Genomic DNA, 26,377 nt, shown 5'->3' with positions numbered 1-26,377 from the left:
TCGTTCCGGGGCGCTCGTGAAACGCGCGAACCCGGAATCCAGAGGTTCGAGATTCCGGGTTCGCCGCTGGCGCGGCGCCCCGGAATGACGGAATTGATCAGACCGCGCGCTTGAACGGCTCGACGAGGTCGGTCTTCTCCCACGAGAAGCCGCCTTCATTGTCGGGCGTTCGGCCGAAATGGCCGTAGGACGAGGTGCGCGCGTAGATCGGACGGTTGAGGTCGAGATGGCTGCGGATGCCGCGCGGAGTCAGGTCCATCACTTCGGCTGCGGCCTTCTCGAGCTTGTCCTCGGAGACCTTACCGGTGCCATGCGTATCGATGTAGATCGACAGCGGCCGCGCCACGCCGATGGCGTAAGCGAGCTGGAGCGTGCAGCGATCAGCGAGCCCTGCGGCCACGATGTTCTTGGCGAGATAGCGCGCTGCGTAAGCGGCCGAACGGTCGACCTTGGTCGGGTCCTTGCCGGAGAACGCGCCGCCGCCATGCGGGGCCGCGCCGCCGTAGGTGTCGACGATGATCTTGCGGCCGGTCAGGCCGGTGTCGCCGTCGGGACCGCCGATGTAGAACTTGCCGGTCGGGTTGATGTGCCAGATGGTCTTGCCGTTGATCCAGTCCTTCGGCAGCGCCTCGCGCACATAGGGCTCGACGATGTCGCGAATCTGCTTGGACGAGATGTCCTCGACCAGATGCTGGTGCGAAACCACGATCTCGCGCACGCCGACCGGCTTGCCGTTCTCGTACTGCACGGTGACCTGGCTCTTGGAGTCCGGGCCCAAGACCTTCTCGCGGCCGGAGTGGCGCGCTTCGGAGATCAGCCGCAGGATCTTGTGGGCGTAGAAGATCGGTGCCGGCATCAGGTCGGGCGTCTCGTTGGTGGCGTAACCGAACATGATGCCCTGGTCGCCCGCGCCCTCTTCCTTGACCTCGCCCGGCTGAAGCGCATCGACGCCCTGCGCGATGTCGGCCGACTGCGGATGCAGGAGGATCTCGATATCCGCGGTCTTCCAGTGAAAACCTTCCTGCTCGTAGCCGATGTCCTTGATCGCGCCGCGCACGACGCTCTCGATCTGCTCGTTGGTGACCGATGCGGGACCACGGGTCTCGCCCGCGATCACGACCTTGTTGGTGGTCGCAAGCGTTTCGCAGGCGGCGCGGATCTGCCACGGGTCGATGCCGGCTTTCGGCCCCTCGCGGTAGAACAGATCGACGATCTCATCGGAGATCCGGTCACAGACCTTGTCCGGATGGCCTTCAGATACGGACTCGCTGGTGAAGAGATAGGACGCTCGCATCAGTAACCCCTTGTCCCGCCCCGTTGGGCGGTCGTTTGCGATGTTTACTTTTGGATTATGTCAGTCACGCCGGCGCGAGATGACGTAGGATTCGTCGTAAAACCAGAGCCCGTTGTGTTTGCGCAGCACGTCCCTGGCGGCATCCAGAGTGCGGCCGTTTTGAGTCATTTCTGTCAATCGGTCGTCCTCAATCTGAGCGACATACACCGCCGCATTCCACGCTGCAAAGGCTGTCGAGGTTCCGATGGTCCCGGTCACCTCGTTGGGCAGCGCTTCCATATCATACCTGAAGATCGAGCGGTTATCAGCATAAGCATTAAAATTAAGGTCGCGGCCCAACGATCCGAGCTCATACCTAACAGCGCGCAATAGCTCATGACGGCTCACCGCGAAAGGATTTTCTCCAGGCCAGATCGCCTGGATCATTTCCATGCCGGGATCGTGACCATGAGAGTGAATTCCGATCAGGCGCCCCCCCGGTCGCAATGCCCGCGCCAGAGGTGCAATGATCCGCTTTGCCCGAAAATTAACCGAGGACAGGGCGCGGTATGGCTGGGATGCAATAACGAGGTCGAAATTGGCCTCGGTCTGGCCCGGCCGCGGAATGGTCGAATCCAGCAGGAATCTGTGATCTTCGCGATACAGCACGAGGACGACGGGCCGCTCGTAGAGCGGCATGGCCGTGCGCGGGCTGATCGCGGCGCGCCAGTTCTGCTCCAGGAACGGCCTCAGCTCGGCGATCTGCTGTTCGAACTCTCCCGAGGAAGCGCCCCGCAGCGGAACCTCGTGCCAGACGGCGGCGGCCGCCGCGGCGGGCGATGCCGGCGTCAGCCAGGGCGCCTCCGAGTAGAACATGTTGGTAAAGACGAAAACCGACGCCGGATGCTCGAAAATGCGGTCCGGCACCTTCTCCAGCGTCAGGCGCAGGTCCTCGAGACTGAGCTCCTTGCCGGCGACATAGAACGGCATGTGCGGAAAGCGCTGGTGCGTGGCGCGCAGGACCCGCGCCAGCACAGTGCCGTCGCCGACGCCCGCGTCGAATATGCGCAGGGCCGGCGGGCGCGGATGGATGCTGGTGAGCTCGAGCGCCACGCGCTCGGCGACCACGCGCTTCTCGCTGCAGGTATGGACGAACAGCAGGTATTTCTGCCGGTTCTCGAAGAAGCGGAAATTACCGCGCGGATCGCGCTTCTCCGGCGGCACCTGAAGCCCTCGCGGCGGTGGCAGGCCCCCGGTCATCGATGCGGCCATATAGGCCTGGATCCGCTCGAGCGTGTCGATGGTGATGCGCTTCCCCTCGCGCAGGCGCTGCACCAGCTTCCCATCGTTCACCGCGCGCCGGCCAAAGGTCGATTCCGCCATGTCCGCCTTGCGGCAGAACTCGGTGATCTGGCTGAGGATTTCGTCGTTCTTCATGGGTGGGACGGTGGTGGGCAGCGATGTTGGGTCCGATCGCATAGCAAATTCTGCCCACTCAGGGAATACCCTCTGGAATTGCTCCACTTCCGAATGAGGGGCTTCCCGCCCGCTTCTGAGCTTCATACGGCCGGCCCCGCGAGGTCGCCCCCAAACATCCCTGTCGTGCGTTTGGCAGCGCGCACACTTCCCAGTATACGTAACGTACGGGGATGTTCGGGGTGGATATGTTCAGGTCGTTTTGGCTGGCCGCGTGTCTTTTTGCGGCACTATTGGCCAGCGCGCGCGCAGGCTATCTGGACGAGAATCCCGACGAGGTGTTTGCAACGGTCTATGAACGCATCGGGTCCCTGCCGGTCCAGGCCGCGCGCGATCCCTATGTCTGGCTGCGTCTGGAAGAGCTCAAGCGTGAGCCGTGCGACCAGAAGAGCATCGCCGATCTCGCACTGATGCTGGATAAGCTCGGCTACCGGCGACAGGCCGCCGATGGGCTTTATAAGTTCGTCAAGAACTGCGGTGCACCGCTGACCGCTCTGCACCGGTCGATCGACATCTATCTGAAGCTGACCGACTATCCGAAAGCGGTCGAGGTCGCCGACGAATTCATGCGGCGCGCGCCATCAAATCGCGAGGCGCACTATCTGCGAGGCGTTGCGCTGGAGGGCGTCGGCGACTACCACCGCGCGCTTGCCGATTACTCGGATGCGATCGAGCTCTATGGTGCGGACAAGAAAACGATATCGAGCCGTGTCTTTCTGCGCATGGCCGGTGCCTATGCGGCGCTCAAGCAGTTCTGCGAAGCGACTGCGCCGATCAATATGTGGATTGCGCTCGATCCGATGAATCGCGATACGAGCCAGACCCGAAAGATCATCGCCGACTACGAAAGCCAGGGAAACTGTATCGCATCAACCGCGCTTCGAAAGGAAACCTTTCCGCTCCACGGCCAGAAGAACGTTCTCACCGTCAAGGCCCAGATCAACGGCGTGTCAGGCATGTTCATCCTCGACACCGGTGCCAGCTATGTGTCCGTGAAATCCGCCTTCGCCGGCCGGGCCAAAATCCCCGATGCCGGCTCCAGCGAGATCACTCTCGTGACGGCCAATGGGCAAACCAAAGCCAGGCTCGCCAGGGCCGACAAGATCGCGCTCGGCAAGCTGGAGGCAAGCAACGTCCCGATCGCGATCCAGAACGTGGACGACAAGAGCTATGGCCCCGGCATCGACGGCCTGCTCGGCATGAGCTTCCTGTCTCGGTTCGACGTGCAGATGGCCGGCGGCTTCATCGAGGTCCGCACCCGCCAGCCGAAGAGGTAAGGCCTGCGGCGCGGCACCCGGACTGAACCGCCCGTCCCACGGTGGCGACAAACACACGGACGATCCATTTCATTTCCGCATTCCCGAGGCCTTCATGCGTCGTTTGCTCGTCGCGTTCTGCCTGCTCTTTGCCTCCGCCTGGTCCGCCCCCTCCTTCGCGCAAAGCCGCGCGCAGCTCGGTCCGCTCTGCACCACCGACACCACGCCGGCCGACCAGCAGATCGACGCCTGCAACAAGATCATCGCGCTGAAGGTGTTCAAGGGCGGACAGCTCGCCACCGTCTATTTCTGGCGCGCGGTGGGCTGGAACAAGAAGGGCGACTACGCGAAGGTCATCGCGGATGCGACCGAAGCGATCCGCCTGGAGCCGAGCCAGGCGGTCTACAACCTGCGTGGCTCCGCCTATTTCGACAAAGGCGAGTACGACATCGCGATCGCCGATTTCGACGATGCGCTGAAGCTTGGGCCGCCGAGCGGAATCATCTTCCACAACCGCGGCAACGCCTATCAGGGCAAGAAGGAGTACGCTAAGGCGATCGCGGATTTTGATGCTGCGATCAAGGCCGATCCGAAATCGGCATTCTCCTACCAAAACCGCGGCAACTGTAAGAAGGCGCTCGGCGAGCTCGACGGCGCGCTCGCCGACATCAACCAGGCGATCAGGCTCGACCCCAGCCTGTCGCAGCCTTTGGTGCACCGGACCACGATCTGGCGCGCCAAGGGCGAGTTCGATCGCGCCATCGCCGACGGCACGGAGGCGATCCGACTCGCCAAGGACAAGCCGCCGGTCAACATCATGACGCCGCCGAACAGCGTGCTGATCTCGGCCTATACGTTTCGCGGGCTCGCCTACGAGGCCAAGGGCGATTACGCGCACGCCGAGGAGGACTACAAGGGCGCGCTCGGCGTCACGGCGTCGGACGCCGGCAGCAAGTCCAACCAGGCGACAGCCAAGGTGCGACTGTCCCTGCTATCAGACACAACCGTGCCGACGCCGCGCGATGCGCCGACCTCGACCGCGCAGCAGACGACGGCGCCTTCAGGGCAGCAGCAGGCGAGCACGGCGCCTTCGCCCTTGCCCGCTCCGGCAGGCCGCGGCAAGCGCATGGCGCTGATCATCGGCAACGGCGCCTATGCCCACGTCAAGGCGCTGCCTAATCCGCCCAACGATGCGCGCGCAGTCGCGAAGAGCCTGCGTGACATCGGCTTCACGGTGTCGGAGGGCATCGACCTCGACCGCGCGACGATGCAGAAGATGACGCGCGACTTCCTGCGCGATGCGGCGCGGGCGCAGGTCGCGGTGGTCTACTACGCCGGCCACGGTGTGCAGATCGACGGCCGCAACTATCTCATCCCGATCGACGTCGAACTCAAGGCAGGCGCCAACATGACGGAGGCGATGATCGACACGGACACGATCATGGCCGGCCTCGACGATCAGGTCCGCACCAACATCCTGATCTTCGATGCCTGCCGCAACAACCCGATGGCGCCGCAGGTCGCTGCCGCCGGTGCCAATCGCGGCATCGAGGGCGCCTCGGGTCTCGCAGCGCCGGCGAGTCTCGGCGCCGGCGCGACCTTAGGGGCCGGCACGCTGATCGCATTCGCCACGGCGCCGGGCCAGGTTGCCCTCGACGGCGAAGGCGCCAACTCGCCTTTCTCGTCCGCCCTCTCCCGCCATATCGGCACGCCGGGGCTCGAGGTGCAGCAGATGCTGACGCGCGTGCGTGCTGAGGTCGTCTCGTCCACCAAGAACAAGCAGGTGCCGTGGTCGAACTCGTCGCTGCTGGGCGAGGTTTATCTGGCGGAGAAGTGACGGCGCCCGCAACAAACTCAGTCGTCATCGCCCGGCTTGACCGGGCGATCCAGTATTCCAGAGACAGCGAGAGGCACGGAGAAGCCGCGGCGTACTGGATTCCCCGCTTTCGCGGGGAATGACAGCGAGCTAGCGGGTCTTAATTGCCCCACACTTCCTTCGCGATCTCGACCGCCAGGCTCAGCTTGGCCCACTGCTCTTCCTCGGAGAGAATGTTGCCTTCCTCGGTCGAGGCGAAGCCGCATTGCGGGGAGAGCGCGAGCTGCTCCAGCGGCGCGAACTTGGCGGCTTCTTCCAGACGGCGCTTGATGTCGTCCTTCTTCTCGAGTTCGCCGAACTTCGAGGTGATGACGCCGACCACGACGACCTTGTTGCCCTTGGGCAAGAAGCGCAGCGGCTCGAAGCCGCCGGCGCGGTCTGAGTCATATTCCAGGAAGTAGCCGTCGTAGTTGGTGCCGGCGAGCAAGGTCTCGGCCACCGGCTCGTAACCGCCGGAGGAGATCCAGGTCGAGCGGAAATTGCCGCGGCAGACATGGGTCGTCACCACCATGTCCGCGGGCTTCTCTGCCAGCGCGTAGTTGATGATGCGCGCGTAGATCTGCTGGAGACCATCCGGATTGTCGCCGCGCTCGCGCGCCTTCTTCAATTCGTCCTGCGAGCAGAGATAGGCCCACACGGTGTCGTCGAACTGGAGATAGCGGCAGCCGGCATCGTAGAACGCCTTGACCGCCTTGCGGTAGGTCTTGCCGAGATCCTCGTAGAAGGCATCGAGATCGGGGTAGACGTCCTTGGAGATCGCCTTGCGGCCGCCGCGGAAATGCAGCACCGCCGGCGAGGGGATCGTCATCTTGGCGGTAACGTGGGCCTGGTCGGCATACTTCTTCAGGAACTTGAAGTGGTCGAGCATCGGGTGGTGGTCGGGAAAGTCGAGCTTGCCGATCACCCGCACTGCGTCATGCCGCGTCTCGACGCCCGCGAACTGGATGCCTGTGTCCGGGTGGAACATTTCGCAGCCGGTGAGCTTCGCCAAGAAGTCGAAGTGCCACCAGGAGCGGCGGAATTCGCCGTCGGTCGCGAGCTTCAAGCCGATCGAGGCCTGCTTGTGCACGACCTTCTCGATCTCCATGTCCTCGATCTTGCGCAGATCATCGGCCGAGATCTCGCCCTTCTCCAGCTTGGCGCGGGCTTCCTTGATCTTGGCCGGACGCAGGAGGCTGCCGACCTCGTCGGCGCGGAAGGGGGCTTTGGTTCGCTGCATTGGTTCACTCCCGAATTTTCCAGAGCGTTTTCGGTTCGTGTGAAGAAAACGCGTCAGACAGACTAATGGGCGGCCGCTCCGGCGACGCCCAGATGGCGCTCGAGGACCGACGGGTCGGCCTTCAGCGCGGCGCTCGGGGCGTCGTGGACGATCGTTCCGCGCTCCAATATCACAACGCGGTCGGCAAGCCCCAGAATCTTTTGGGCGTTCTGCTCGACGATGATCGAGCAAATGCCGCCGGCCCGGGTGATGGTCCCGATCGCTTTCAGAAGCTCCTCGACGATGATGGGCGCAAGGCCCTCGGTCGGCTCGTCCAAAAGCAGCACCTTGGGATTGAGGGTCAGCGCGCGGCCGATCGCCAGCATCTGCTGCTCACCGCCGGAGAGCTGGTTGCCAAAGTTGCTCCGCCGCTCCTTCAGCCGCGGGAACATCTCGTAGACCTTCTCGACCGTCCAGAGGCCGGGCTGCGCCACGGCGGTCATGTTCTCTTCCACCGTAAGCGAGCGGAAGATGTTGCGCTCCTGCGGCACCCAGCCGATGCCGGCGCGCGCGCGCTGGTCGGGCCGCAGCCAGGTGACGTCGGTGCCGGCGAGCGCGACCGAGCCGGAAAAGCGTCGGGTGACGCCGACGATGGAGTTGATCAGCGTGGTCTTGCCGGTGCCGTTCCGGCCCAACAGCGCGAGCACCTGCCCCTCGGCGAGGCGCAGGGACATGTTGGGCAGCACCACCGCCTCGCCATAGCCGGCGCGCAGGGATTCGATTGCGAGCAGGTCAGACATTGACCGCCTCCTCGCCGAGATAGACGGCCTTGACCTGCGGATCGCGCGCGACCTGGTCGGGCGGGCCCTCGGTGAGCAGCGCGCCCGAGACCAGCACCGAGATGCGGTCAGCGAAGGAGAAGACGAGATCCATGTCATGCTCGATCAGGAGCACGGTGACGTCGCGGGGCAGCGCTGCGACCACGGCAAGGATGTCGTGGCGCTCGCTCTCGGGCACGCCCGCGGCGGGCTCGTCCAGCAACAGCACGCGCGGCTTGGCCGCGATTGCGACCGCGATCTCGAGCAGGCGCTGCTTGCCGTAGGGCAACGTCACGGTCTGCTCGTTCATGACGTCGAGCAAATGGAAGTGTTTGAGGAGCTCGGCGATCTCGCCATTGACGTCGTCACGGGTACCCATGCGCCGCCACCAGTCGCCGCCATGGCCGAGGCGTTCGGAGACGGCGAGGCCGATCGTTTCGAGCGCTGTCAAGTCGGGATAGAGCTGATTGATCTGGAAGGTACGCGACAGGCCGCGCAGCACGCGCTTGTGCACAGGCAGATCGGTGATGTCGTGGCCTTCGAGCAGGATACGCCCCGAGTTCGGCTTGAGCACGCCGGTGAGCTGGTTGATCACCGTGGTCTTGCCGGCGCCGTTTGGTCCGATCAGCGCATGTCGGGCGCCCTGCTCGATTTTCAGCGACAGGTCGCGCGTCACGCGCAGGCCACCGAAGGTCTTTTCGAGATTTTTGGTTTCGAGCGCGATGGTCATGCATCGCCCTCCGGCACGGCGACGACCGCCTTGCGACCGGCGACCTGCTTGATGATCAGGTTCGGCACGAACAGCACCCAGCGGTGCAGCCGCTGGCGCCCGACCAGCACGATCACGACCAGCACGAGGCCGATCCAGAACTGCCAATATTGCGGGGTGATGGTGGAGAACCATTCCTGGAGGATGCGGAATATGACCGCGCCGATCAGCCCGCCATAGAGATAGCCGGTGCCGCCGATGACGAGCACCAGCATGAGATCGGCCGAGCGCTCGAAAGCGAACACGTCGAGCGAGGCGATCGCGGTGGTCTGGGTGAACAACGCGCCGGCAATGCCGGCATAGAACGCGGCAAGCGTATAGATCGCGATCAGGCGGCGGTTGACCGGAATGCCGATGGCGGCGGCCCGCAGCGGATTGTTCTTGATGGCGCGCAGCGACAGGCCGAACGGTGAATGCACGATGCGGCGCGCGAGCAGAAACAGGACGAACAGGACGGCGACCGAATAGAAGAACCCGGTCTTGCCGAACATGTCGAAGGCAAGCGTTCCGAAGATCGGCTGCATCTCGATGCCTTGCAAGCCGTCGGTGCCGCCGGTGATGTTGGAGAATCGTTCGGCGAGCGCTTCAAGCAGCAATGCGATGCCGAGCGTCACCATGAGACGGGTCAGGTCGACGCCGCGGATGACGAGGAAGCTGGTGGCAAACCCCAGCACCATCGCCGCAAGACCGGCGACAACGAGCGCAATCACGGGCTCGTTGATAATCCCGTGCAGCGCAAGAAGCCCCGCGCCATAGGCGCCGACGCCGAAGAAGGCGGCATGGCCGAGCGAGACGATACCGGCATAACCAAGGATGAGATCGAGCGACATCGCAAACAACGCAAGCCGCACGATGTCGGTCATGATGAGATAGCGCGAGGGAAACACGAAGCCGCAGGCCAGCACGATGAGCCAGAAGGCGACTTCGCCATAGTGCCAGCGCGCATGGCGCTGGGCGTGATAACCGACGTCGGATGCAGCGCTCATCGGATTACTCAACGCGCAGCCGTGCGGCCGAACAGGCCGTTCGGGCGCCAGATCAGGATCACGATCATCATGGTGTAGATCACGAAGGGGCCCATCTTCGGCACGTAATACTTGCCGGCGACGTCGCCAATGCCGAGCAGAAGCGAAGCCAGAAATGGACCGGTAATTGAGGAGGAGCCGCCGACGGTGACCACGATCAGGAAGTAGATCATGAATTTCAGCGGGAAGTACGGATCAAGCCCGAGAATCTCCGCGCTCAGCGCGCCGCCGAGGCCGGCGAGGCCGCAGCCGAACGCAAAGGTGAAGGCGAACACCTGCGGCACGTTGATGCCGAGGCCGCTCGCCGCGCGCGGATCGTCGACGGCGGCGCGCAAACGGCTGCCGAAACGCGTCTTGGCCAGCACGAGCTGAAGCGCGATGGTGAGGAGCCCGCAGATGATGATGATCATCAAGCGGTAGCGGCCGATGCCAACGCCGAACAGGTCGAACTGGCCCTGCAACGCGGCCGGCAGGTTGATGAAGACGCGCGACGAGCCCTGGATGTAGTCGACGGCCGCGACCGACATGAACGTAAGACCAATGGTGAACAGCACCTGGTCGAGATGGCTGCGCGTATAGAGGTGGCGGTAGAGCGTTCGCTCCAGCACGATGCCGATTGCCGCGGCGGAGACGAAGGCGAGCGGCAGTGCGGCGAAGAACGGCCAGCCCTGCTGGTTGACCAGCACGGCGCAGATGTAACCGCCTGCCATTGCAAAGGCGCCATGGGCGAGATTGACGAAATTCATCAGGCCGAGCGTGACCGCGAGCCCGCAGGCGAGCACGAACAGCAGCATGCCGTAGGCAACGCCATCGAACAGGTTGGTGAGGATTGCGGTCATCGGAAGTTGATTGATCCTGGTAGACGCTCGTCATTCCGGGGCAGCGCGTGAGCGCTGAACCCGGAATCTCATTTCAACAACTTCGAGATCCCCCGATGCGCAATTGCGCATCTGAGGTTCGCGCCAAGGCGCGCCCCGGGGTGACGCGCGCCTCGCGCGTCACTTCTTGGTCTTGCCGAGATCCTTGACGGCCTCGAAGGTCTGGAATTCGACGTTGTAAAGCTCGCCGTCGACCTTCTCGACCTTCCGGATGTAGATGTTCTGCACGATGTCGCGGGTCTCGGGATCGATCGAGATCGGACCGCGCGGGCTCTCCCACTTCTGGCCCTTCATGGCCTCGATCAGCTTGGTGCCGTCGGTGTCGCCATTCGTCTTCTTCAGAGCCTCGTAGATCAAATGGATGCCGTCATAGCCGCTCACCGCCATGAAGCCCGGGCGGGTACCGAAGGCCTTCTTGTAGGCCGCGACGAAATCCTTGTTCATCTGCGAGGGATGCGCCGCAGAGTAGAGATGCGCGGTCACGGTGCCGAGCACGGCATCGCCCATGTTGTTGAGGAGATCGTCGTCGGTGACGTCGCCCGGCCCGATCACCTTGATTCCGGCCTTGTCGAGTCCACGTTCGGCATACTGCTTCATGAAGTTGCCGCCCTGGCCGGCCGGCACGAACACGAAGATCGCGTCGGGTTTTGCGTCCTTCATGCGCTGGAGGAATGGCGCGAAGTCGGGGTTGGCGAGCGGCACCTTGACCTCTTCGACCACCTCGCCGCCGCCGGCGACAAAGTGCTCCTTGAAGAAGTTGAGCGCGTCATTGCCCGGCGCGTAGTCCGAGGTCAGCGTCGCCACCTTCTTGATGCCGTTCTTCACCGCCCAGTCGCCGATGATCGTCGAGGACTGCGCCAGCGTGAAGCTGGTGCGCACGATGTAGGGCGAGCGCTCGGTGATGATCGAGGTGCCGGCCGCCATCACGACTTCCGGAATCTTGGCCTGGGTGGCGAGCGGCGCAGCGGCAAGCGCCGCCGGCGTCACGCCGAAACCGGCGATGAAATTGACCTTGTCGTTGACGATCAGTTCCTGCGCGGCCGTCTTGGTCTTGTCGGGAATCGCGGCGTCGTCCTTGACGACGATCTCGACCTTCTTGCCGGCGACGGTGTCGCCCTTCTGCTGCATGTAGAGCTTGATCGCGTTCTCGATCTGCTTGCCGGTCGAGGCCTGGCCGCCGGTCATCGGCAGGATCAGGCCGACCTTCACGGTATCTTCAGCCCTGGCGGCCGTGGCGGCCACGAGGCCTGCGACGGCCGCGAGCGTGGCGACCCATGACAATCTGCGACGTCCGAACATCAAAATGTCCCTCCCCTTCTTCCTTCTCTTGCGCCCTGAACCGAGTACCCGGCTCTTGCCTCACCATAACTCAGACCGGACCATGTGGCGGGGGCCACAAGGCGTCTTTCGCGCCCCTGTTGTCAATCGAACGTTCGGCGCAAGCCGGACGATGCGACCCGGGACAACACGGCCCGATTTCCACGGTATTTGTTACCAGTTATTGGTCTTTCGACGATTTGTACGCTTGTACAAATAAAATGGTCTTGTCAACGAAAAACCCCGTCGCTGCGACAGCCAATTTGTCGCGAACTGGGGCCGACACTCTAAGAAGCCCCGCCGCGGCGTGGATGGAGAATTGCGCCTTTCATTTGCAGAATTTGAACACGCCGATACGCTTTACAGTTCAGCTTCAGTGAATACGCTATGTATACATACCAGCTGGGAAGGACGCTTCAAGAGCCGAATTATCGTACCAAAATACCATTTCTGTATACAGATGAAACAGGTCTTCGAATAAGCCAATTTTACCTGTTGAAGCGCTAGAGTCCGCCGCTGGCGCCATCCGGCGTCCCGTCACCGCGCCTGATCCGGCATCGCCTTAGAAGATACCCATGCGTTTCCACTCGCTTTCGATTGCTGCCGCAGCCGCCCTGCTGGCTTCCGGCCTTGCAGGCTGCGGCACCGTCAACGAGAAGCTTTCCGCTGGGATGGGCGACTACGTTCCGCACTGGGCCGGCGGCCTGCCGGCCGACGCACCTCCGCGCCCTGGCACGCCGCAATACGACGCCTGGATGAAGGAGCGTGAACGCAAGCGGATGATGCCGGCTGCGGATCGCGAAAAGGAAGAGCAGGCGCAGAAAGGCGCCACGGGCTCCACGTCCAGCGACGCGGTGCATTGAGCCGCAAATCGTCATTCCGGGGCGATGCGTCAGCATCGAACCAGGAATCTCGAGGTTCCGGGTTCGCGCTTCGCGCGCCCCGGAACGACGGCCGACTAATCCACGAACACAACGGTCTTGCGGCCGTTGAGGATGACGCGGTCGTCGAGATGGTAGCGGATCGCGCGCGCAAGCACGCGCCTTTCGATGTCGCGGCCTTTGCGGACGAGATCCTCGGGCGTGTCGCGATGACTGATGCGCTCGACGTCCTGGTCGATGATCGGTCCCTCGTCGAGGTCGCGCGTGACGTAATGCGCGGTCGCGCCGATCAGCTTGACGCCGCGCTCATGCGCCTGGTGATAGGGTTTCGCGCCCTTGAAACCCGGCAGGAACGAGTGGTGGATGTTGATGCAGCGGCCGGAGAGTTTTGCCGAGAGATCGTCCGACAGGATCTGCATGTAGCGGGCGAGCACCACGAGATCGGTCGCGGTCTTGGCGACGAGTTCGAGGATCTGCGCCTCCTGCTCGCGCTTGGTCTCCCTGGTGATCGGCAGATGGTGGAACGGGATGCCGCCGAAATCGAGCCCGGCATAGACCTCGCGCGGATGGTTGGAGACGATCGCTGCGAGCGTCATCGGCAATTCGCCGGTGCGCCAGCGATAGAGGATGTCGACCAGGCAGTGGTCGGACTTCGACACCAGCAGCATCACGCGGCGATGCGCGGCGCGGTCGCGCATCTGCCACTCCATGCCGAAGCGCTCCGCGATCGCGGCGAAACCGGTCTGCAAGGCCGACAGCTCGACGGCGAGATCGGCCGCCGTGAACACCACCCGCATGAAGAAATTCTTGGTCTCGATGTCGTCGAACTGCTGGGCGTCGAGAATGTTCTGTCCGTTATGGGCAAGGAAAGTCGACACCGCCGAGACGATGCCGGGGCGATCCGGACAGGAGAGCGTCAGAACATATTGCTGGTCGGGCATGAGCGTTGATGAAGGTTTGGGCAAATGAAGCGGAACAGGCCGATTTGCGTCCTGCTCTATCACCGGAGCCGGCCTTGCGCCAATCCCAAGACCGGAGTCAGGATGAACGTAACATTGCAATTCCAAACTGAGGCCCGACCATGGACCGGCTGAACGGCTACCGCATCCTGATCCTGGAAACGCGCGAGGAGGCCCAATTCTCCAAGCTTCTCGCCGAACAGGGCGCCGATGTCGTGCAATGCCCGATGTTCGCCATTCACGATGCGCCGGATCCCGCGCCGGTCGAGGCCTGGATCCGACGCTGTATCGACAGGCCGTTCGACGACCTCGTGCTGATGACCGGCGAAGGCCTGCGGCGGATGATGAAGCTCGCGCGCGAGCGTGGGATCGACCAGGCGCTTGTCGAGGCGCTTGCCAAATCGCGAAAATTCACTCGCGGACCGAAGCCTGGACGTGCCCTGCGCGAGATTGGGCTGGATTCGCAGCAGACCACGGAGAAGCCGACCACCGAGGGCGTGATCGAGATGCTGGCGAAGATCGACCTCGGGCGGCATCGCCTCGGCCTGCAGCTCTATCCTGACAAGGATCACAGCGCGCTGATCGGCTCGCTCGAGGCGCAGGGTGCTGAAGTCGATACCGTGTTGCCTTACGTCTACGATCCAAAGGCGGCGGATGCGAATATCGTCACTGCGATCGACGAGATGGCGGAAGGGCGGATCGACGCCATCGCACTCACCAATCTTGGCCAGGTCCGCCGCTTGATCGAAGCCGCGAAGGCGCATGGCAGCGAGGCGCGCCTGCGCGCAGGGTTCGAGCGGACGCTGATCGCGTCGGTGGGCCCGGCTGTCTCCGGCGAGCTCGCGGCCCACGGCTTGCGCACCGACGTCGCGCCGGTGGAAGACCACTATTTCATGCGCCCGCTGATCTCGGCGATGGCGGCGGCGCTCGCAGAGAAACGGTCGAAAGCGACGGGTTAATCGTCAGACGCCTAGCCTGCCACCTGTGAGGCGGCCGACATCAACTCCTGTGGGTTCGGCGCTCCGAACATGCGCTGGCCGCCGTCAGGCACCTCGGTAAACGTCCAACGCACGATCCCCTGTCGATCGAGCAGGAACTGGCCGAACAGCTGGCCCGTGCCGGCCGCGGCCATGCGCTGATCGGCTTCGGTCATCTCGTAGCCGTCCTTGTTGTTGAGGTACTCCGCGGCCGCCGGCCGGTTCATCGGGCCGGGCAATTCGCCGGGCATATTGACTGGCATGCTCAGAACCACGTCCATGCCCACCTTGCGCGGCCACTCGGTCTCGTTCTGCGTGAACTCGACATTGGGCAGGCCAAACGCGCGGTGCGAGACCCGCTCGGGGTCCGACGCGGCAAGAAGGTTGGGCAACGGATGGTAGCGGAAGTAGAGCCGCGCGCGTTCGATCGGCGTATTGACGACCGTGAGGCTTTCGACGCCCTTCTCGCGCAGGGCTGCGTCAAGCTGCGCCTGTGCGGCGATATGGCGCCGGCAGAACGGGCAGTGCAGGCCTCGAAACAGGCCGACCAAGATCGGACTATGCCCGCGGAAATCTTCGAGCGCGACCTTTCCTTCGCGCGTGATGGCGTCCAGCACGACGTTCGGTGCGCGATCGCCGGGCTGAAGTGGTCCATCGACATGGCGGTCTGACATGGTTGAACTCCCTCACATTGGCTAGTCCAGAAATGGCAGTACGATCAGCCCTGCGGGATCGAGCCCGTGCCGGGCGCAGACATCTTGGGCCAGCGCGAAATACCGCTCGGCCTCGGGCATGTCGCCTCGATCAAGGTTCAGTGTCGCAAGACCATCATAGCACGGAAAGAGCTGCTGCGGCTCGCCGGTCTCGCTCGCCACCTCGATTGCCTCATTGTAGCAGCGGGCAGCCAGGTCGGGGCGGAAATGGCACTGATGGATTTGCCCGAGCACGATCAAGGGCACCGGGAGATGCTCGCGCTGATCGAGTGCACGGTCGATCTCGATCGCCTTCTCGGCAGCCGGCACCCCCTCCTCGGAACATTTGTCCGTGAAGGTGCAACAGGCGACGGCATAATTGGCAAACAGGCGCGCCTGGAAGCCGAGATCGCCGATGCGACGCGCGACATCGAGGCCGCGCCGGCAAACCTCCATGGCTTGCGCCGGGTCGACAGTGGTGTAGAGCACGCCAAGATTGGTGTAGCTGCGACAGGCCACGTTGAGATGGCCGGCGGCCTCGGCGGCTGCGACACTTTGCTCCACCTCGCGCACCGCCTCCTGGTGTCGTCCAAGCCGCGCCAGTGCAACCCCCTTGGTGTTGAGAGCCTCGGCAATGGCCCGCGCTGCCTCGGCTTGCTTGTCCGCGTCCGCCGGCGCGGATCGGGCGTAGCCAAGCGCCTCGTCGGCCCATCTCGCGGCAGCTACGTGGTCACCCATGCGAAACGCGAGACGGCCGCGCTCCTGCAGGAGGTGCGCCCACTCGATTGGCGCCTCGGTCCCTCCAAGCAGTTCAGCCGCCTCTGCGTAGTGCGTTTCTGCCTTGGTCCGCTTGCCGGCGTCCCACAACATCCGGCCAAGCTTGCGAAGAATGCGCGCTTCGCCGATGCGGTCCCCTGCGGCCCGGTGACCTTCCAGCGCGCTCTGGTAGTGCTCCTCGGCGGTGTTTCGACGGCCGGCCGCGCCACAGAGGTCCGCGATCCGCTCGTACAGGGCCAGGCGTTCCGGTTCGCCTTCGCCGCCGGTCAACAGTACGGCGAGGGCCTGCTGGTAGAGACGGATGGCATCGTCATTGGCATAGGTCGCGCGAGCGCGATCGCCGGCTGCCCGCAGATAGCGAGCACCTTTCGGCTTGCTCGCGCTCAGGCTGAAGTGGTGCCCGAGCAGGACGAGGTCTTCGAGCCGCTCTGGCTCGTTGCCGTAGAGACGCTCCAGAGCGGCACCAATCCGCGCGTGGAGCTCGATCCGGCGCTGCAAGAGCAGGTTCTGATAGATCACGTCCTGAAGCATGGTTTGCGTGAAGCGGTAGGATCGCAGCGAAATGGAGTTCGAGCCTGCGACCTCCTCGACGAGCTCGGCGTCGCACAGAAGCTCGAGCCCCACCTCTACCTTTGCCCGATCGGTCGCCGTCGCACCGAGGAGAGCCGCATCGAAGCGCGGGCCGATCACCGCGGCCTCCTGGGCCAGCCGGCGCACCTCATGCGGCAGCCGGTCCAGGCGCGCCAGCAACAGCGCCTGAATGCTTGCCGGAATATCGGCGGCGGCTTCATCCGATTTGATCCGCCACTGCGAGCCGTCGCGCTCCAGGGCGCCGGCTTCAATGAGACCGCGGATGATCTCCTCAAAGAAGAGTGGATTGCCGCTCGCACGCTCGAGGATTCGACTGAACAGACGCCCCGGCGGTTCGCGCCAACCCTGACTGAAATAGGCCGCGAGCAGCTTTTGTCCGTCGGCGTCACCAAGCGGAGGCAGCCGAAGGGTTGTGTGGCTGATCCGACCCGAACCGAACTGATCCAGCTCCAGCATTGGCCGATGCGTGAACAACAGCATCAGCCGCGTACGCTCCAGCCGGTCCATCAGGAACCGCAGCGCTTCGAGAGACACGGCATCGGCCCAGTGCAGATCTTCAACAATGATCAGAAGCGGCGACAAGGCCAGACGCCGTTCGAAGACGGTGCGAATCGCAAAGAATATCTGCCGCCGGAGCTGTTCGGGCTCGACGTGCTGCAACACGGCGTCGGGGTCGCCGAGGCCGAGAACGTGGAAATAGAGCGGCATCAATCGCTCTGCCTCATCAGTCGCAAGGCCAAGCTCCGACAGCGCGGCAGCCAGCCTGGCCTCGGTCTCCGCGGCGCTGGCCTTCTGCGCGATGCCATAGGCGCTGCGCAGCACCGCCGCGAGCGTGCCGTAGGATTGTTCACCCAATGGCGAGCAGACAGCCTGCCGGATCGCCACATCTGCGAAGCGATCCTCATCGCGGATACGGGCGACGAATTCGTTCACCAGGCGCGTTTTCCCGATTCCGGCTTCGCCGACCAGCCGCACCAGTTGAGCCGCGCCGCCGCACGCACGATCAAGGCTGCCGATCACGCGGGCAAGCTCGGCGTCGCGCCCGATCAGGGGCGCGCTGAGGCCCAGCGTGTCGAGGCCTCTCGCCGCACGGGGCGTTTCGAGCGCCCCCTTCAAACGATGGACCAGGACGCTGCCCATCTTGCCCTTGAGCGAGACCTCGCCAAGCGAGTCATAGGAGAAAGCATGCCGCGTCAGCCGGTGGGTCAACGGCCCGACCAGGACCTCGCCCGGAGGAGCCATCGACTGCAATCGCTGTGCGGTATTTACCGTGTCGCCGGTCACCGAATAGGATTTGGCAACACCCACACCCAGCCCTCCCGCAACGACGTGCCCGGTGTTGATGCCGACATGGAGCAGCAGCGGTGAACCGGCATACGCCTTCGCGCGTTCGCTGAGGCGCGCCGTCCGGCTGATCATGTCCAGGGCGGCGCGGATCGCCCGCTCCGGGTCGTCCTCGTGCGCGGCCGGCGCACCAAAAAGAGCAAGCAGCGCATCGCCGATGAATTTGTCCACGAAGCCGCCAAAGCCCTGCACGGCGGCCGTCAGCTCCTCGAATAGTTCGTTCTGAAGCGTCTGCATGACCTCGGGGTCGAGCCGCTCGGTCATCGTAGTGAAGCCGCTGAGGTCGGCAAACAGCACGGTGATGGTACGACGGTTTGCCTCGCCATCGATTTTGTCCGACTGCGGTCGAGACGCGTGTTGAGCCTCGACCATCGGCGCGAGCGGCGGCGAGGAGGACCTGATCGGGATTGTCGTCGGGCTCGTCCGAACCGATGCCTGCCCGCCGCCTTTGGAAGCCTCACAGACGGGAATGCCGCATTTCGGGCAGTATGCGAAATCCGGCGCGCATGGAAAGCCGCAGCCAGGGCACGCGATCGGCTGCTTCGTGCCGCACTTCGGGCAGAACGCAAAGCCGCTCTGAACCTCGTACTCGCAACCCGAGCACTTCATGGCCCAAGACCTTTTCGTAGCCCAAGACCTCGCGGAAGCCACGATGGCGCGATCAGCAGGCCCGACCGAATGGGCCCAGGGATGCGACCAGAATGGGCTCGACGCGCCGGAAGAGCAAGCGGCGGCTCGTCTGCTCATCCACGTAAACAGGTGGGACAGCGAGGCCGTGCTGCGGGTGCACTGGCGGACCGAAGGCGACTGCTGTGCGCTACCCCGCACAAAACTGCACTCTTCAATCTGCAGCGATTCTATTCAACAGGCGGAAGTCCCGGGGAGCGCGGCTCATCGCGAATCGTCGGCGAGCATGGCGGCATGCGGTAGCGTCAATTGACACGAGTATCGCCCGCACTACGCTGACGAAAGAACCAATAATAAGGGCAGGGAATCGCCGTGAAACCCGTCATCGCATCTTGAGCACACCTAAACGACCTTCCGCGCTCGCGCCGTTCCGCATCCGCAACTATCGCTTTCAATGGCCATCCGATCTCCTCACCTCGTGGGCGTTCGAGGTGGAGACGCTGGTGCTCGGCTGGTACATCATGGTGGAGACCGGCTCGGTTCTGCTGCTTACCATCCTGGCATCGCTGCAATATGTCGGGACACTCATTGCGCCGGTGTTCGGGATGATCGGAGACCGCATCGGTCACCGGGACCTTCTCATCGCCATGCGTCTTGCCTATACGGCACTGTCCTCGACCATCATGGCGCTGGCCCTCACCGGCCATCTGGCGCCGCTCAATGTGATGATCATCGTCGCGGTCATGGGCCTGATCCGCCCTTCGGACCTCGGCATGCGCGGCGCGCTGCTCGCCAGCATCATGCCGGCCGAACAACTGGTTGGTGCAATCAGCCTGTCGCGCACGACCCAGGATAGCGCGCGCATCGCCGGTGCCTTGACCGGCGCCGGACTGTTCGCCGCGCTTGGCATCGGCCTCGTGTATGTGGCGACCGCCTGCCTCTATCTCGTGGCCGCGATCCTGATGCTCTGCCTGACCCGGCCGGCAAAGTCCTCTGCCGCAAGCCATCGCCCGGCGGACGGCCGCGCCGGCACGAGATTGCTGCGCGACCTGAAGGAAGGCATCGTTTATGCCTGGAACGGCCCCGGGATGAGAGCGGCGCTCTGCGTCGCATTTTTGGCCAATCTCACGGCATTTCCGCTGACGAGCGGGCTGTTACCTTTCGTCGCGCGCGATATCTTTCATACTGACCAGACCGGTCTCGGCTATCTGTCGGCGAGTTTTGCCGTGGGCTCGCTGACAGGTTCGATCGCACTCAGCCTTATGAGCGGCTTGCGGATCGCCCGGCTTCTGATCGGCGCGACGCTCGCCTGGTACGCGATGCTGCTGGTGTTCGTCGGAATGAGGACCATGCCGGTCGCCATGGCCTGCCTCGTGCTCGCCGGCATCGCGCAGAGCATGTCGATGATATCAGCCGCCGTGATCCTGATGCGCGCGGCGAGCGCGCACCTCCGGGGCCGCGTCATGGGGGTGCGCATGATGGTGATCTACGGCTTGCCGCTCGGGCTGCTTGCGGCGGGCAGCCTGATCGACCGCATCGGCTATTCGGCGACAGGTTCGCTGTATGCGATCTCTGGCTTCATCGCGATGGTGGCGATTGCAGTGCGCTGGCGCGCCGATCTGTGGCCGGCACACGCGCCAGCCAATGCGCGATGATGGATTGGCGCCCTAAACCCTAATCCCCATATCCGCGCAGCCGCTCGACATCGAGGATGGTGACGCCGCCATATTCGAGCCGCAGCAGCCCCTCCTTCTCGAGCCGGTTCAGCGCGCGGTTCGCGTTCTGCCGCGACATGCCGGAGAGTGCGCCGATCTCCTCCTGCGTGATCTCCAGATGCGTCTTGGAATCCGGATAGAGGATCGGATTGAACAGCGAGGCGATGCTACGGGCAAGGCGCGCTGTGGCGTCCAGCGTGCGGTTGACCTCGAGCATGCCGATGAACTGGCCGAGCCGCTCGTTGAGCTGGCGCACCAGGAAGCGGTTGAAGCCGACGCTGTTCTCGAACAGCCACAGGAAGGCGCTGCGCTCCATCAGAGCGAGACGGCTGTCGCGGAGCGCAACCACGTCGTAGCGCCGCGGCTCGTTCTTGAGCACGCTGCCCTCGCCGAACCAGGCTCCCGCGGTGAGACCTGCGAGGCTCGTCTCCTTGCCGTCGCGCGAAACCCCGCCCATCCGGGCGAGGCCACTGACCACGCCGGCCCAATAGTCGAACTTGTCGCCGCGCATGAAGACAGTCTCGCCGTTGGCGTAGGATTTTTCGACGATCCCGGCGCGGGCGACCTCAATCTCGCGCGTCGTGAGTTCGCGCGACCAGGCGGCGACGCGCTTCAATTGATCCTCTGAAATCATGATCCCGAAGCCAACCGCACCGTAACGCCACCCCGCCTGATTGCTGCATCGCAGCAAACTCGCCTCATTCGCCCTGCGGCGAAAGAAGCAAGCCCCGCCCCCGCGAAAAACTTTGCCGACGAATTGTCAGGCACAAGACATTTCAAGATAGCGCTTTACCCTATTGAGGACCACCTCGCGCGATGCGGCTTTTGTTCCCAATGGGGACAGCGCCGGCCGCGTGATCGGACCGGGACCATCGGCTGCATGGCCTCGCCCGAACGGCCGATATAGGATCAGCCCAAGGAAATGGACGAAAGAGCGCCAAAGCGCCGTCGCCGGGGAGGGAATTATTGGTGGCAACCAATCTTGAAGTGCGCGGCGTGTCCTTGCGGTTCGGCGGCGTCCGCGCGCTGACCGACGTCAGCTTTTCCATCAAGGACGGCGAGCTGTTCTCGATCATCGGCCCCAACGGCGCAGGCAAGACCTCGATCGTGAACTGTATTTCCGGTCGCTACAAGCCGACGGAAGGCCAGCTCTTCTACCAGGACCGCGACATCACCGGATTGACGCCAAACGCCCGCGCCTCGCTCGGCATCGGCCGCACATTCCAGAATCTGGCGCTGTTCCACCATATGAGCGTGCTCGACAACATCATGGTTGGCCGCCATCACCTGCTGAAGAACAATTTCATCACGGGCTCGCTGTACTGGCTGACCGGCGCGCGCAAGGAGGAGCTCGCGCACCGCCGCAAGGTCGAGGAGATCATCGACTTCCTCGACCTGCAATCGGTTCGAAAAGCGCAAGCCGGCACCCTGCCCTACGGCCTGCGCAAGCGCGTCGAGCTGGCGCGCGCCATGGCGCTGGAGCCGCGCCTCATTCTCCTCGACGAGCCGATGGCCGGCATGAACTTCGAGGAGAAGGAGGACATGGCCCGCTACATCGTCGATCTCAACGAGGAGTTCGGGATGACGGTGGTGATGATCGAGCACGACATGGGCGTAGTGATGGATATTTCCCACCGCGTCATGGTGCTGGATTTCGGCCGCAAGATCGCCGAGGGCGATCCGGCGGCGGTGCTGGCCGATCCCCACGTCAAGCGCGCCTATCTCGGCGAAGAGGACGACGTGCTGGTCGATCCCGACGACAAGCCCGCTGCCCCGGAGTGCGCGGCATGATGGATTATGCGGGGCGCGTCGCGCAGGCCGACACCTATCCGAAACTGCTACGGCTGAATGCGAAGGAGCACGGCAGCGAGGTCGCGCTTCGCGAAAAGGATTTTGGGCTCTGGCGTCTTTTCACCTGGAGCGACTACCAGAGGCGGGTGCGCGATTTCGCGCTCGGCCTCGTTGAACTCGGCCTCGGCCGCGGCGACGTCATCGGTATCATCGGCGACAACCGGCCCGACTGGGTCGCGGCGGAAGTGGCTACCCATGCCATCGGCGGTCTGAGCCTCGGGCTCTATCGCGACGTGCTGGATGAGGAGGCCTCCTATCTCCTCACCTATGGCGAAGCGCAGCTCGTCTTCGCCGAGGACGAGGAGCAGGTCGACAAGCTTTTGGGGCTCGCCGACCGCGTGCCGAAACTGAAGCACATCATCTATTCCGATCCGCGCGGCATGCGGAAATATGATGATCCGCGGCTAATGCCGGCCGAGAAGCTCGCCGAGCTCGGCCGTGCGCGCGCCGCGCGCGAGCCGGAGCTTTACGACAGGCTGGTGGATGCGACCAGGGGCGAGGACGTCGCGATCCTCTGCACCACGTCGGGCACCACCTCGCATCCCAAGCTTGCGATGCTCGCCGCCGGCCGCGTGCTCGGCCACTGCGCGACCTACCTCGCCTTCGATCCGAAGGGACCGGACGACGAATACGTCTCGGTGTTGCCTCTGCCCTGGATCATGGAGCAGGTGTATGTGCTCGGCAAAGGCCTGCTCTGCCGGATGAAGATCAACTTCGTTGAAGAGCCCGACACCATGATGAACGATCTGCGCGAGATCGCGCCGACGTTCGTTCTCTTCGCGCCACGCGTATGGGAATCGATCGCCGCCGATGTCCGGGCCAAGGTGATGGACGCGACGCCGTTCAAGCAGCGGCTGTTCGATCTTGGCATGAAGACCGGGCTTGCGGCGCTCGCGCAAGGCAAGCATTCGAGCCTCGCCGACATGATCCTGTTCCGCGCCCTGCGCGACCGTCTCGGATTCACGCGGCTGCGCTCGGCTGCGACCGGCGGCGCGGCGCTTGGGCCTGATACCTTCAAGTTTTTCCAGGCGATGGGCGTGCCGCTGCGCACGCTCTACGGCCAGACCGAGCTCCTGGGCGCCTACACGCTGCATCCCGAGGGCAAGGTCGACCCTGACACCACGGGCGTGGCGATGGCCGACGATATCGAGATCCGCATCGACAATGCCGACATCCATGGTGTCGGCGAGATCGTGGTGCGGCATCCCAACATGTTCTTAGGATATTACAAGAACCCCGAGGCAAGCGTCGCCGACATCAGGGATGGCTGGATGCTCTCGGGCGATGCCGGCTATTTCAACGATAGCAAGCAGCTGGTCGTCATCGACCGCATCAAGGACCTCGCAGAGACTTCGCGCGGCGAACGCTTCTCGCCGCAATTCATCGAGAACAAGCTGAAGTTCTCACCCTATATCGCGGAAGCCGTAGTGTTGGGTGCGGGCCGCGACGCGCTCGCAGCCATGATCTGCATCCGCTACTCCATCATCTCGAAATGGGCGGAGAAGAACCGCCTCTCCTTCACGACCTACAGCGACCTCGCCTCGCGGCCGGAGGTCTATGCGCTGCTCCAGAAGGAAGTCGAGACCGTGAACGCGACGCTGCCGCCGGCGCAGCGCATCTCGCGCTTCCTCCTGCTCTACAAGGAGCTGGATGCCGACGACGGCGAGCTCACCCGCACCCGAAAGGTGCGCCGCGGCGTCATCAACGAGAAATACGCAGATATCATCGACGCCATCTACCGGGGCGACGCCAACATCCCCGTCGACACCGTGATCCGCTTCCAGGACGGCACCACGCAGAGGGTGCGCACGAGCTTGCGGGTGGTGGACCTGAGCGCCGACGCGCATATGGCGGAGGCGGCGGAGTGAGTCTTTCGCAAGCAACGAGCACGATGCACCTTATTGTGCCCTTTCCCCTTGTGGGAGAGGGCAGCTCCACCCTCAGCCGCAAGCTCGTAGGGGTGAGGGGTCCTGTCTCCACACCTTCAATGCGGAGGCAACCCCTCACCCGGCTTCGCTTCGCGAAGCCACCCTCTCCCGCAAGGGAAGAGGGTGCACCGCCAACGCTTCTGCATTTTGCGCGGAAATCGACATGAATACCGCATTCCTCATCCAGCTCCTGGTCAACGGCCTCGTGGTCGGAACGCTCTATGGCGTGGTCGCGATGTCGTTTGTGCTGATCTACAAGGCGACGCAGGTCGTCAACTTCGCGCAAGGTGAATTGCTGCTGGTCGGCGCCTGGGTGTGCTGGGCGCTGCTGGCGAAATACCAGGTGCCGTTCTGGATCGGCATGCCAATGACGCTCGTCTTCATGTTCGTGTTCGGCATTGCGATCCAGGTCCTGATCCTGAGGCCCATGATCGGCGAGCCGATCATCTCGGTGATCATGGTCACCATCGGCCTCTCGACGGTCTTCCAGGCCGCGCTGAAGTGGATGTTCGGCGTCAACCCGCAGCCGTTCCCGCGCGTATTCGAGAGCCAGTCGGTGAACCTGCTCGGGCTGCAGATCCAGACCGTCTACATCATGAGCCTAGTGGTGTCGGTGGCAATGATGATCGGCATGGCCTGGTTCTTCCGGGCCTCGAAATACGGGCTTGCGATGCGGGCCACCGCGTTCAATCAGCAAGTGGCGCAGTCGCTCGGCATTTCCGTCAAAAGCGTGTTCGCGATGGCCTGGGCGATCTCGGCGACGGTGTCGGCGGTCGCGGGCGTCGTCGTCGCCGTGGTGAATGGCGTGTCGTCGGGGCTCGCCGCGTACGGCATCAAGGTGTTTCCGGCGGCGATCCTCGGCGGGCTCGACTCCGTCGGCGGCGCCGTGCTCGGCGGCATCATCATCGGGCTTCTCGAGAACATCGCGCAATATGTCGACAGCCAGTATCTGCACTGGGGCAATCTCTACGAGATCGCACCGTTCTACGTCCTCATCATCGTGCTGATGATCAAGCCCTACGGCCTGTTCGGCACCCACGACATCGAGCGGATTTGACCATGGCTGGCCCTGCCCTCATCCCTGCTGGTGATTTCCGCACCACCTACGCGGCCGACACCACGATCTTCCCGACCAGGACCAGCCGCAACTTTGCGATTGCCGGCGTGCTGCTGCTTTGCCTGGCGCCGCAATTCTTCAGCGGATATTGGCTGAGCATCCTGATCCAGATCGGCATCTTCTCGATCGCTGCACTCGGCTTGAACATCCTGGTCGGCTTCACCGGCCAGATCTCGATCGGCCATGCTGCCTTCTTCCTGCTCGGCGCCTTCACCTCGGCCTATATCTCCAACAACGCACCGATCCCGGTGTTCTTCGCCATCCCGCTCGCCGGCATCGTCACCGCGCTCGTCGGCCTGGTCTTCGGTATTCCCGCGGCACGGCTGAAGGGGCTCTATCTCGTCATCGCGACGCTCGCGGCGCAATACATCCTGCTCGACTTCTTCTCGCGCGCAGAATGGTTCTCCGGCGGCTCGGTGCCGGCCAGCGCCGAGCCGTTTTCGATCTTCGGCTATGCGCTGCGCGGCGATAAGCAGTATTTCTACGTCGTGCTGGCCTACGTGCTCGCAAGCTACGTCCTCGTCACCAATCTGATGCGCACGCGCGACGGCAGAGCGCTGGTCGCGATCCGCGACCATTATCTCTCCGCGGAGATCATGGGGATCAACCTGACGAAGTACCGCACGCTGTCGTTCGGGCTCGCCGCCTTTTTCGCCGGCATCGCCGGCGCGCTCTACGCGCATTACCAGCTCGTGGTCTCGCAGGAAGGCTTTGGCATCGAGCGGTCAATCCTGTTCCTCGCCATGATCATTATCGGCGGCACCGGCTCGATCATGGGCACGCTGATGGGAACGGCCTTCGTGGTGCTGCTGCCGGAATCGATGGAATGGCTCAGCCTGCAATTGAAGGGCGGCGCGATCGATCACGCGCTGTCGCTCAATACCAACATCACCTTCCTGCGCGAGATCGCGATCGGGCTCATCATCATCGCATTCCTGATGTTCGAGCCGGACGGGCTCGCGCATCGCTGGCGGCAGATCAAGGCTTACTGGAAACTCTACCCGTTCTCGCATTGAGCGCGGGCCATCTAAA

At 63.6% G+C, this 26,377-nt stretch carries 21 protein-coding genes; 9 read left to right on the top strand and 12 right to left on the bottom strand.

What is annotated here, in order from left to right; all coding sequences use genetic code 11:
* Nucleotides 1-97 precede the first annotated feature (97 nt).
* Both metK and YUU_RS0148425 read right to left on the bottom strand, forming a co-directional pair.
* Nucleotides 98-1,294 (bottom strand): methionine adenosyltransferase, encoded by a 1,197-nt coding sequence (gene metK, locus YUU_RS0148430; protein WP_027528571.1) that lies wholly within the window; start codon nucleotides 1,292-1,294, stop codon nucleotides 98-100.
* 60 nt (nucleotides 1,295-1,354) lie between these two features.
* Nucleotides 1,355-2,710: a hypothetical protein gene (locus YUU_RS0148425; RefSeq protein ID WP_027528570.1), complete on the bottom strand. Its 1,356-nt coding sequence runs from the start codon at nucleotides 2,708-2,710 to the stop codon at nucleotides 1,355-1,357.
* A 227-nt stretch (nucleotides 2,711-2,937) separates the two neighbouring features.
* Here YUU_RS0148425 and YUU_RS0148420 point away from each other — a divergent pair, with 227 nt between their 5' ends.
* Together YUU_RS0148420 and YUU_RS0148415 are read left to right on the top strand one after the other, a co-directional pair.
* The gene (locus YUU_RS0148420; protein WP_027528569.1) at nucleotides 2,938-4,026 is read left to right on the top strand and encodes an aspartyl protease family protein; all 1,089 of its coding nucleotides are present in this window, start codon (nucleotides 2,938-2,940) and stop codon (nucleotides 4,024-4,026) included.
* A gap of 94 nt (nucleotides 4,027-4,120) precedes the next feature.
* A complete protein-coding gene (locus YUU_RS0148415) occupies nucleotides 4,121-5,842 on the top strand; it encodes a caspase family protein (RefSeq protein ID WP_027528568.1) in 1,722 nt (573 codons plus the stop codon).
* Between the two features lie 139 nt (nucleotides 5,843-5,981).
* Here YUU_RS0148415 and YUU_RS0148410 read toward each other — a convergent pair whose 3' ends face one another.
* From YUU_RS0148410 to YUU_RS0148385, 6 genes are all read right to left on the bottom strand, one after another.
* The gene (locus YUU_RS0148410) at nucleotides 5,982-7,100 is read right to left on the bottom strand and encodes a cobalamin-independent methionine synthase II family protein (protein ID WP_027528567.1); all 1,119 of its coding nucleotides are present in this window, start codon (nucleotides 7,098-7,100) and stop codon (nucleotides 5,982-5,984) included.
* Between the two features lie 62 nt (nucleotides 7,101-7,162).
* The gene (locus YUU_RS0148405; RefSeq protein ID WP_027528566.1) at nucleotides 7,163-7,879 is read right to left on the bottom strand and encodes an ABC transporter ATP-binding protein; all 717 of its coding nucleotides are present in this window, start codon (nucleotides 7,877-7,879) and stop codon (nucleotides 7,163-7,165) included.
* Complete coding sequence (locus tag YUU_RS0148400; RefSeq protein WP_027528565.1) at nucleotides 7,872-8,627, bottom strand: ABC transporter ATP-binding protein; 756 nt, start codon at nucleotides 8,625-8,627, stop codon at nucleotides 7,872-7,874. Before YUU_RS0148400 ends, YUU_RS0148405 begins: the two co-directional genes overlap by 8 nt.
* Nucleotides 8,624-9,652 carry a branched-chain amino acid ABC transporter permease gene (locus tag YUU_RS0148395; protein ID WP_027528564.1) on the bottom strand — a complete coding sequence of 343 codons (1,029 nt, stop codon included), beginning with the start codon at nucleotides 9,650-9,652 and terminating at the stop codon, nucleotides 8,624-8,626. Before YUU_RS0148395 ends, YUU_RS0148400 begins: the two co-directional genes overlap by 4 nt.
* An 8-nt stretch (nucleotides 9,653-9,660) precedes the next feature.
* Nucleotides 9,661-10,530, bottom strand: a complete 870-nt coding sequence (locus YUU_RS0148390) for a branched-chain amino acid ABC transporter permease (RefSeq protein ID WP_027528563.1) — start codon at nucleotides 10,528-10,530, stop codon at nucleotides 9,661-9,663.
* Nucleotides 10,531-10,689: 159 nt separating this feature from the next.
* On the bottom strand, nucleotides 10,690-11,868 hold the full coding sequence (locus tag YUU_RS0148385) for an ABC transporter substrate-binding protein (protein ID WP_027528562.1): 1,179 nt from the start codon (nucleotides 11,866-11,868) through the stop codon (nucleotides 10,690-10,692).
* A gap of 593 nt (nucleotides 11,869-12,461) precedes the next feature.
* On the opposite strand from YUU_RS0148385, the gene YUU_RS0148380 reads away from it, so the two are divergent.
* On the top strand, nucleotides 12,462-12,749 hold the full coding sequence (locus tag YUU_RS0148380; protein WP_035665413.1) for a hypothetical protein: 288 nt from the start codon (nucleotides 12,462-12,464) through the stop codon (nucleotides 12,747-12,749).
* A gap of 95 nt (nucleotides 12,750-12,844) precedes the next feature.
* On the opposite strand, the gene purU is transcribed toward YUU_RS0148380, so the two are convergent.
* Nucleotides 12,845-13,708 (bottom strand): formyltetrahydrofolate deformylase, encoded by an 864-nt coding sequence (gene purU, locus YUU_RS0148375; RefSeq protein ID WP_027528560.1) that lies wholly within the window; start codon nucleotides 13,706-13,708, stop codon nucleotides 12,845-12,847.
* A gap of 140 nt (nucleotides 13,709-13,848) precedes the next feature.
* Here purU and YUU_RS0148370 point away from each other — a divergent pair, with 140 nt between their 5' ends.
* Nucleotides 13,849-14,685 (top strand): uroporphyrinogen-III synthase, encoded by an 837-nt coding sequence (locus tag YUU_RS0148370; protein WP_027528559.1) that lies wholly within the window; start codon nucleotides 13,849-13,851, stop codon nucleotides 14,683-14,685.
* Between the two features lie 11 nt (nucleotides 14,686-14,696).
* Here the strand turns inward: YUU_RS0148370 and YUU_RS0148365 are convergent, their stop codons facing one another.
* Both YUU_RS0148365 and YUU_RS0148360 read right to left on the bottom strand, forming a co-directional pair.
* Nucleotides 14,697-15,377, bottom strand: a complete 681-nt coding sequence (locus YUU_RS0148365; protein WP_027528558.1) for a redoxin family protein — start codon at nucleotides 15,375-15,377, stop codon at nucleotides 14,697-14,699.
* Between the two features lie 21 nt (nucleotides 15,378-15,398).
* The gene (locus tag YUU_RS0148360) at nucleotides 15,399-18,716 is read right to left on the bottom strand and encodes an adenylate/guanylate cyclase domain-containing protein (protein ID WP_027528557.1); all 3,318 of its coding nucleotides are present in this window, start codon (nucleotides 18,714-18,716) and stop codon (nucleotides 15,399-15,401) included.
* Between the two features lie 410 nt (nucleotides 18,717-19,126).
* Here YUU_RS0148360 and YUU_RS0148350 point away from each other — a divergent pair, with 410 nt between their 5' ends.
* The gene (locus YUU_RS0148350) at nucleotides 19,127-20,389 is read left to right on the top strand and encodes an MFS transporter (RefSeq protein ID WP_027528555.1); all 1,263 of its coding nucleotides are present in this window, start codon (nucleotides 19,127-19,129) and stop codon (nucleotides 20,387-20,389) included.
* 19 nt (nucleotides 20,390-20,408) lie between these two features.
* Here the strand turns inward: YUU_RS0148350 and YUU_RS0148345 are convergent, their stop codons facing one another.
* Entirely contained in the window at nucleotides 20,409-21,083 is a 675-nt protein-coding gene (locus YUU_RS0148345) for a Crp/Fnr family transcriptional regulator (protein ID WP_027528554.1), read from the bottom strand.
* A 335-nt stretch (nucleotides 21,084-21,418) separates the two neighbouring features.
* Between YUU_RS0148345 and YUU_RS0148340 the strand changes: the two genes are divergently transcribed.
* The 4 genes from YUU_RS0148340 (at nucleotide 21,419) to YUU_RS0148325 (ending at nucleotide 26,361) form a co-directional block, all read left to right on the top strand.
* Nucleotides 21,419-22,240, top strand: coding sequence for an ABC transporter ATP-binding protein (locus YUU_RS0148340; RefSeq protein WP_027528553.1), 822 nt, complete (start codon nucleotides 21,419-21,421; stop codon nucleotides 22,238-22,240).
* A complete protein-coding gene (locus YUU_RS0148335; protein ID WP_027528552.1) occupies nucleotides 22,237-24,168 on the top strand; it encodes a long-chain fatty acid--CoA ligase in 1,932 nt (643 codons plus the stop codon). Before YUU_RS0148340 ends, YUU_RS0148335 begins: the two co-directional genes overlap by 4 nt.
* 223 nt (nucleotides 24,169-24,391) lie before the next feature.
* Nucleotides 24,392-25,285 carry a branched-chain amino acid ABC transporter permease gene (locus YUU_RS0148330; RefSeq protein ID WP_027528551.1) on the top strand — a complete coding sequence of 298 codons (894 nt, stop codon included), beginning with the start codon at nucleotides 24,392-24,394 and terminating at the stop codon, nucleotides 25,283-25,285.
* Nucleotides 25,286-25,287: 2 nt separating this feature from the next.
* Nucleotides 25,288-26,361 (top strand): branched-chain amino acid ABC transporter permease, encoded by a 1,074-nt coding sequence (locus tag YUU_RS0148325; RefSeq protein WP_027528550.1) that lies wholly within the window; start codon nucleotides 25,288-25,290, stop codon nucleotides 26,359-26,361.
* The last annotated feature ends 16 nt before the right edge of the window (nucleotides 26,362-26,377 follow it).

Origin of the sequence: Bradyrhizobium sp. Ec3.3 (assembly GCF_000472925.1) — a bacterium.
In the GTDB taxonomy this organism is placed as follows: Bacteria; Pseudomonadota; Alphaproteobacteria; order Rhizobiales; family Xanthobacteraceae; genus Bradyrhizobium.
This window is presented reverse-complemented; position numbering and strand designations above follow the sequence as displayed.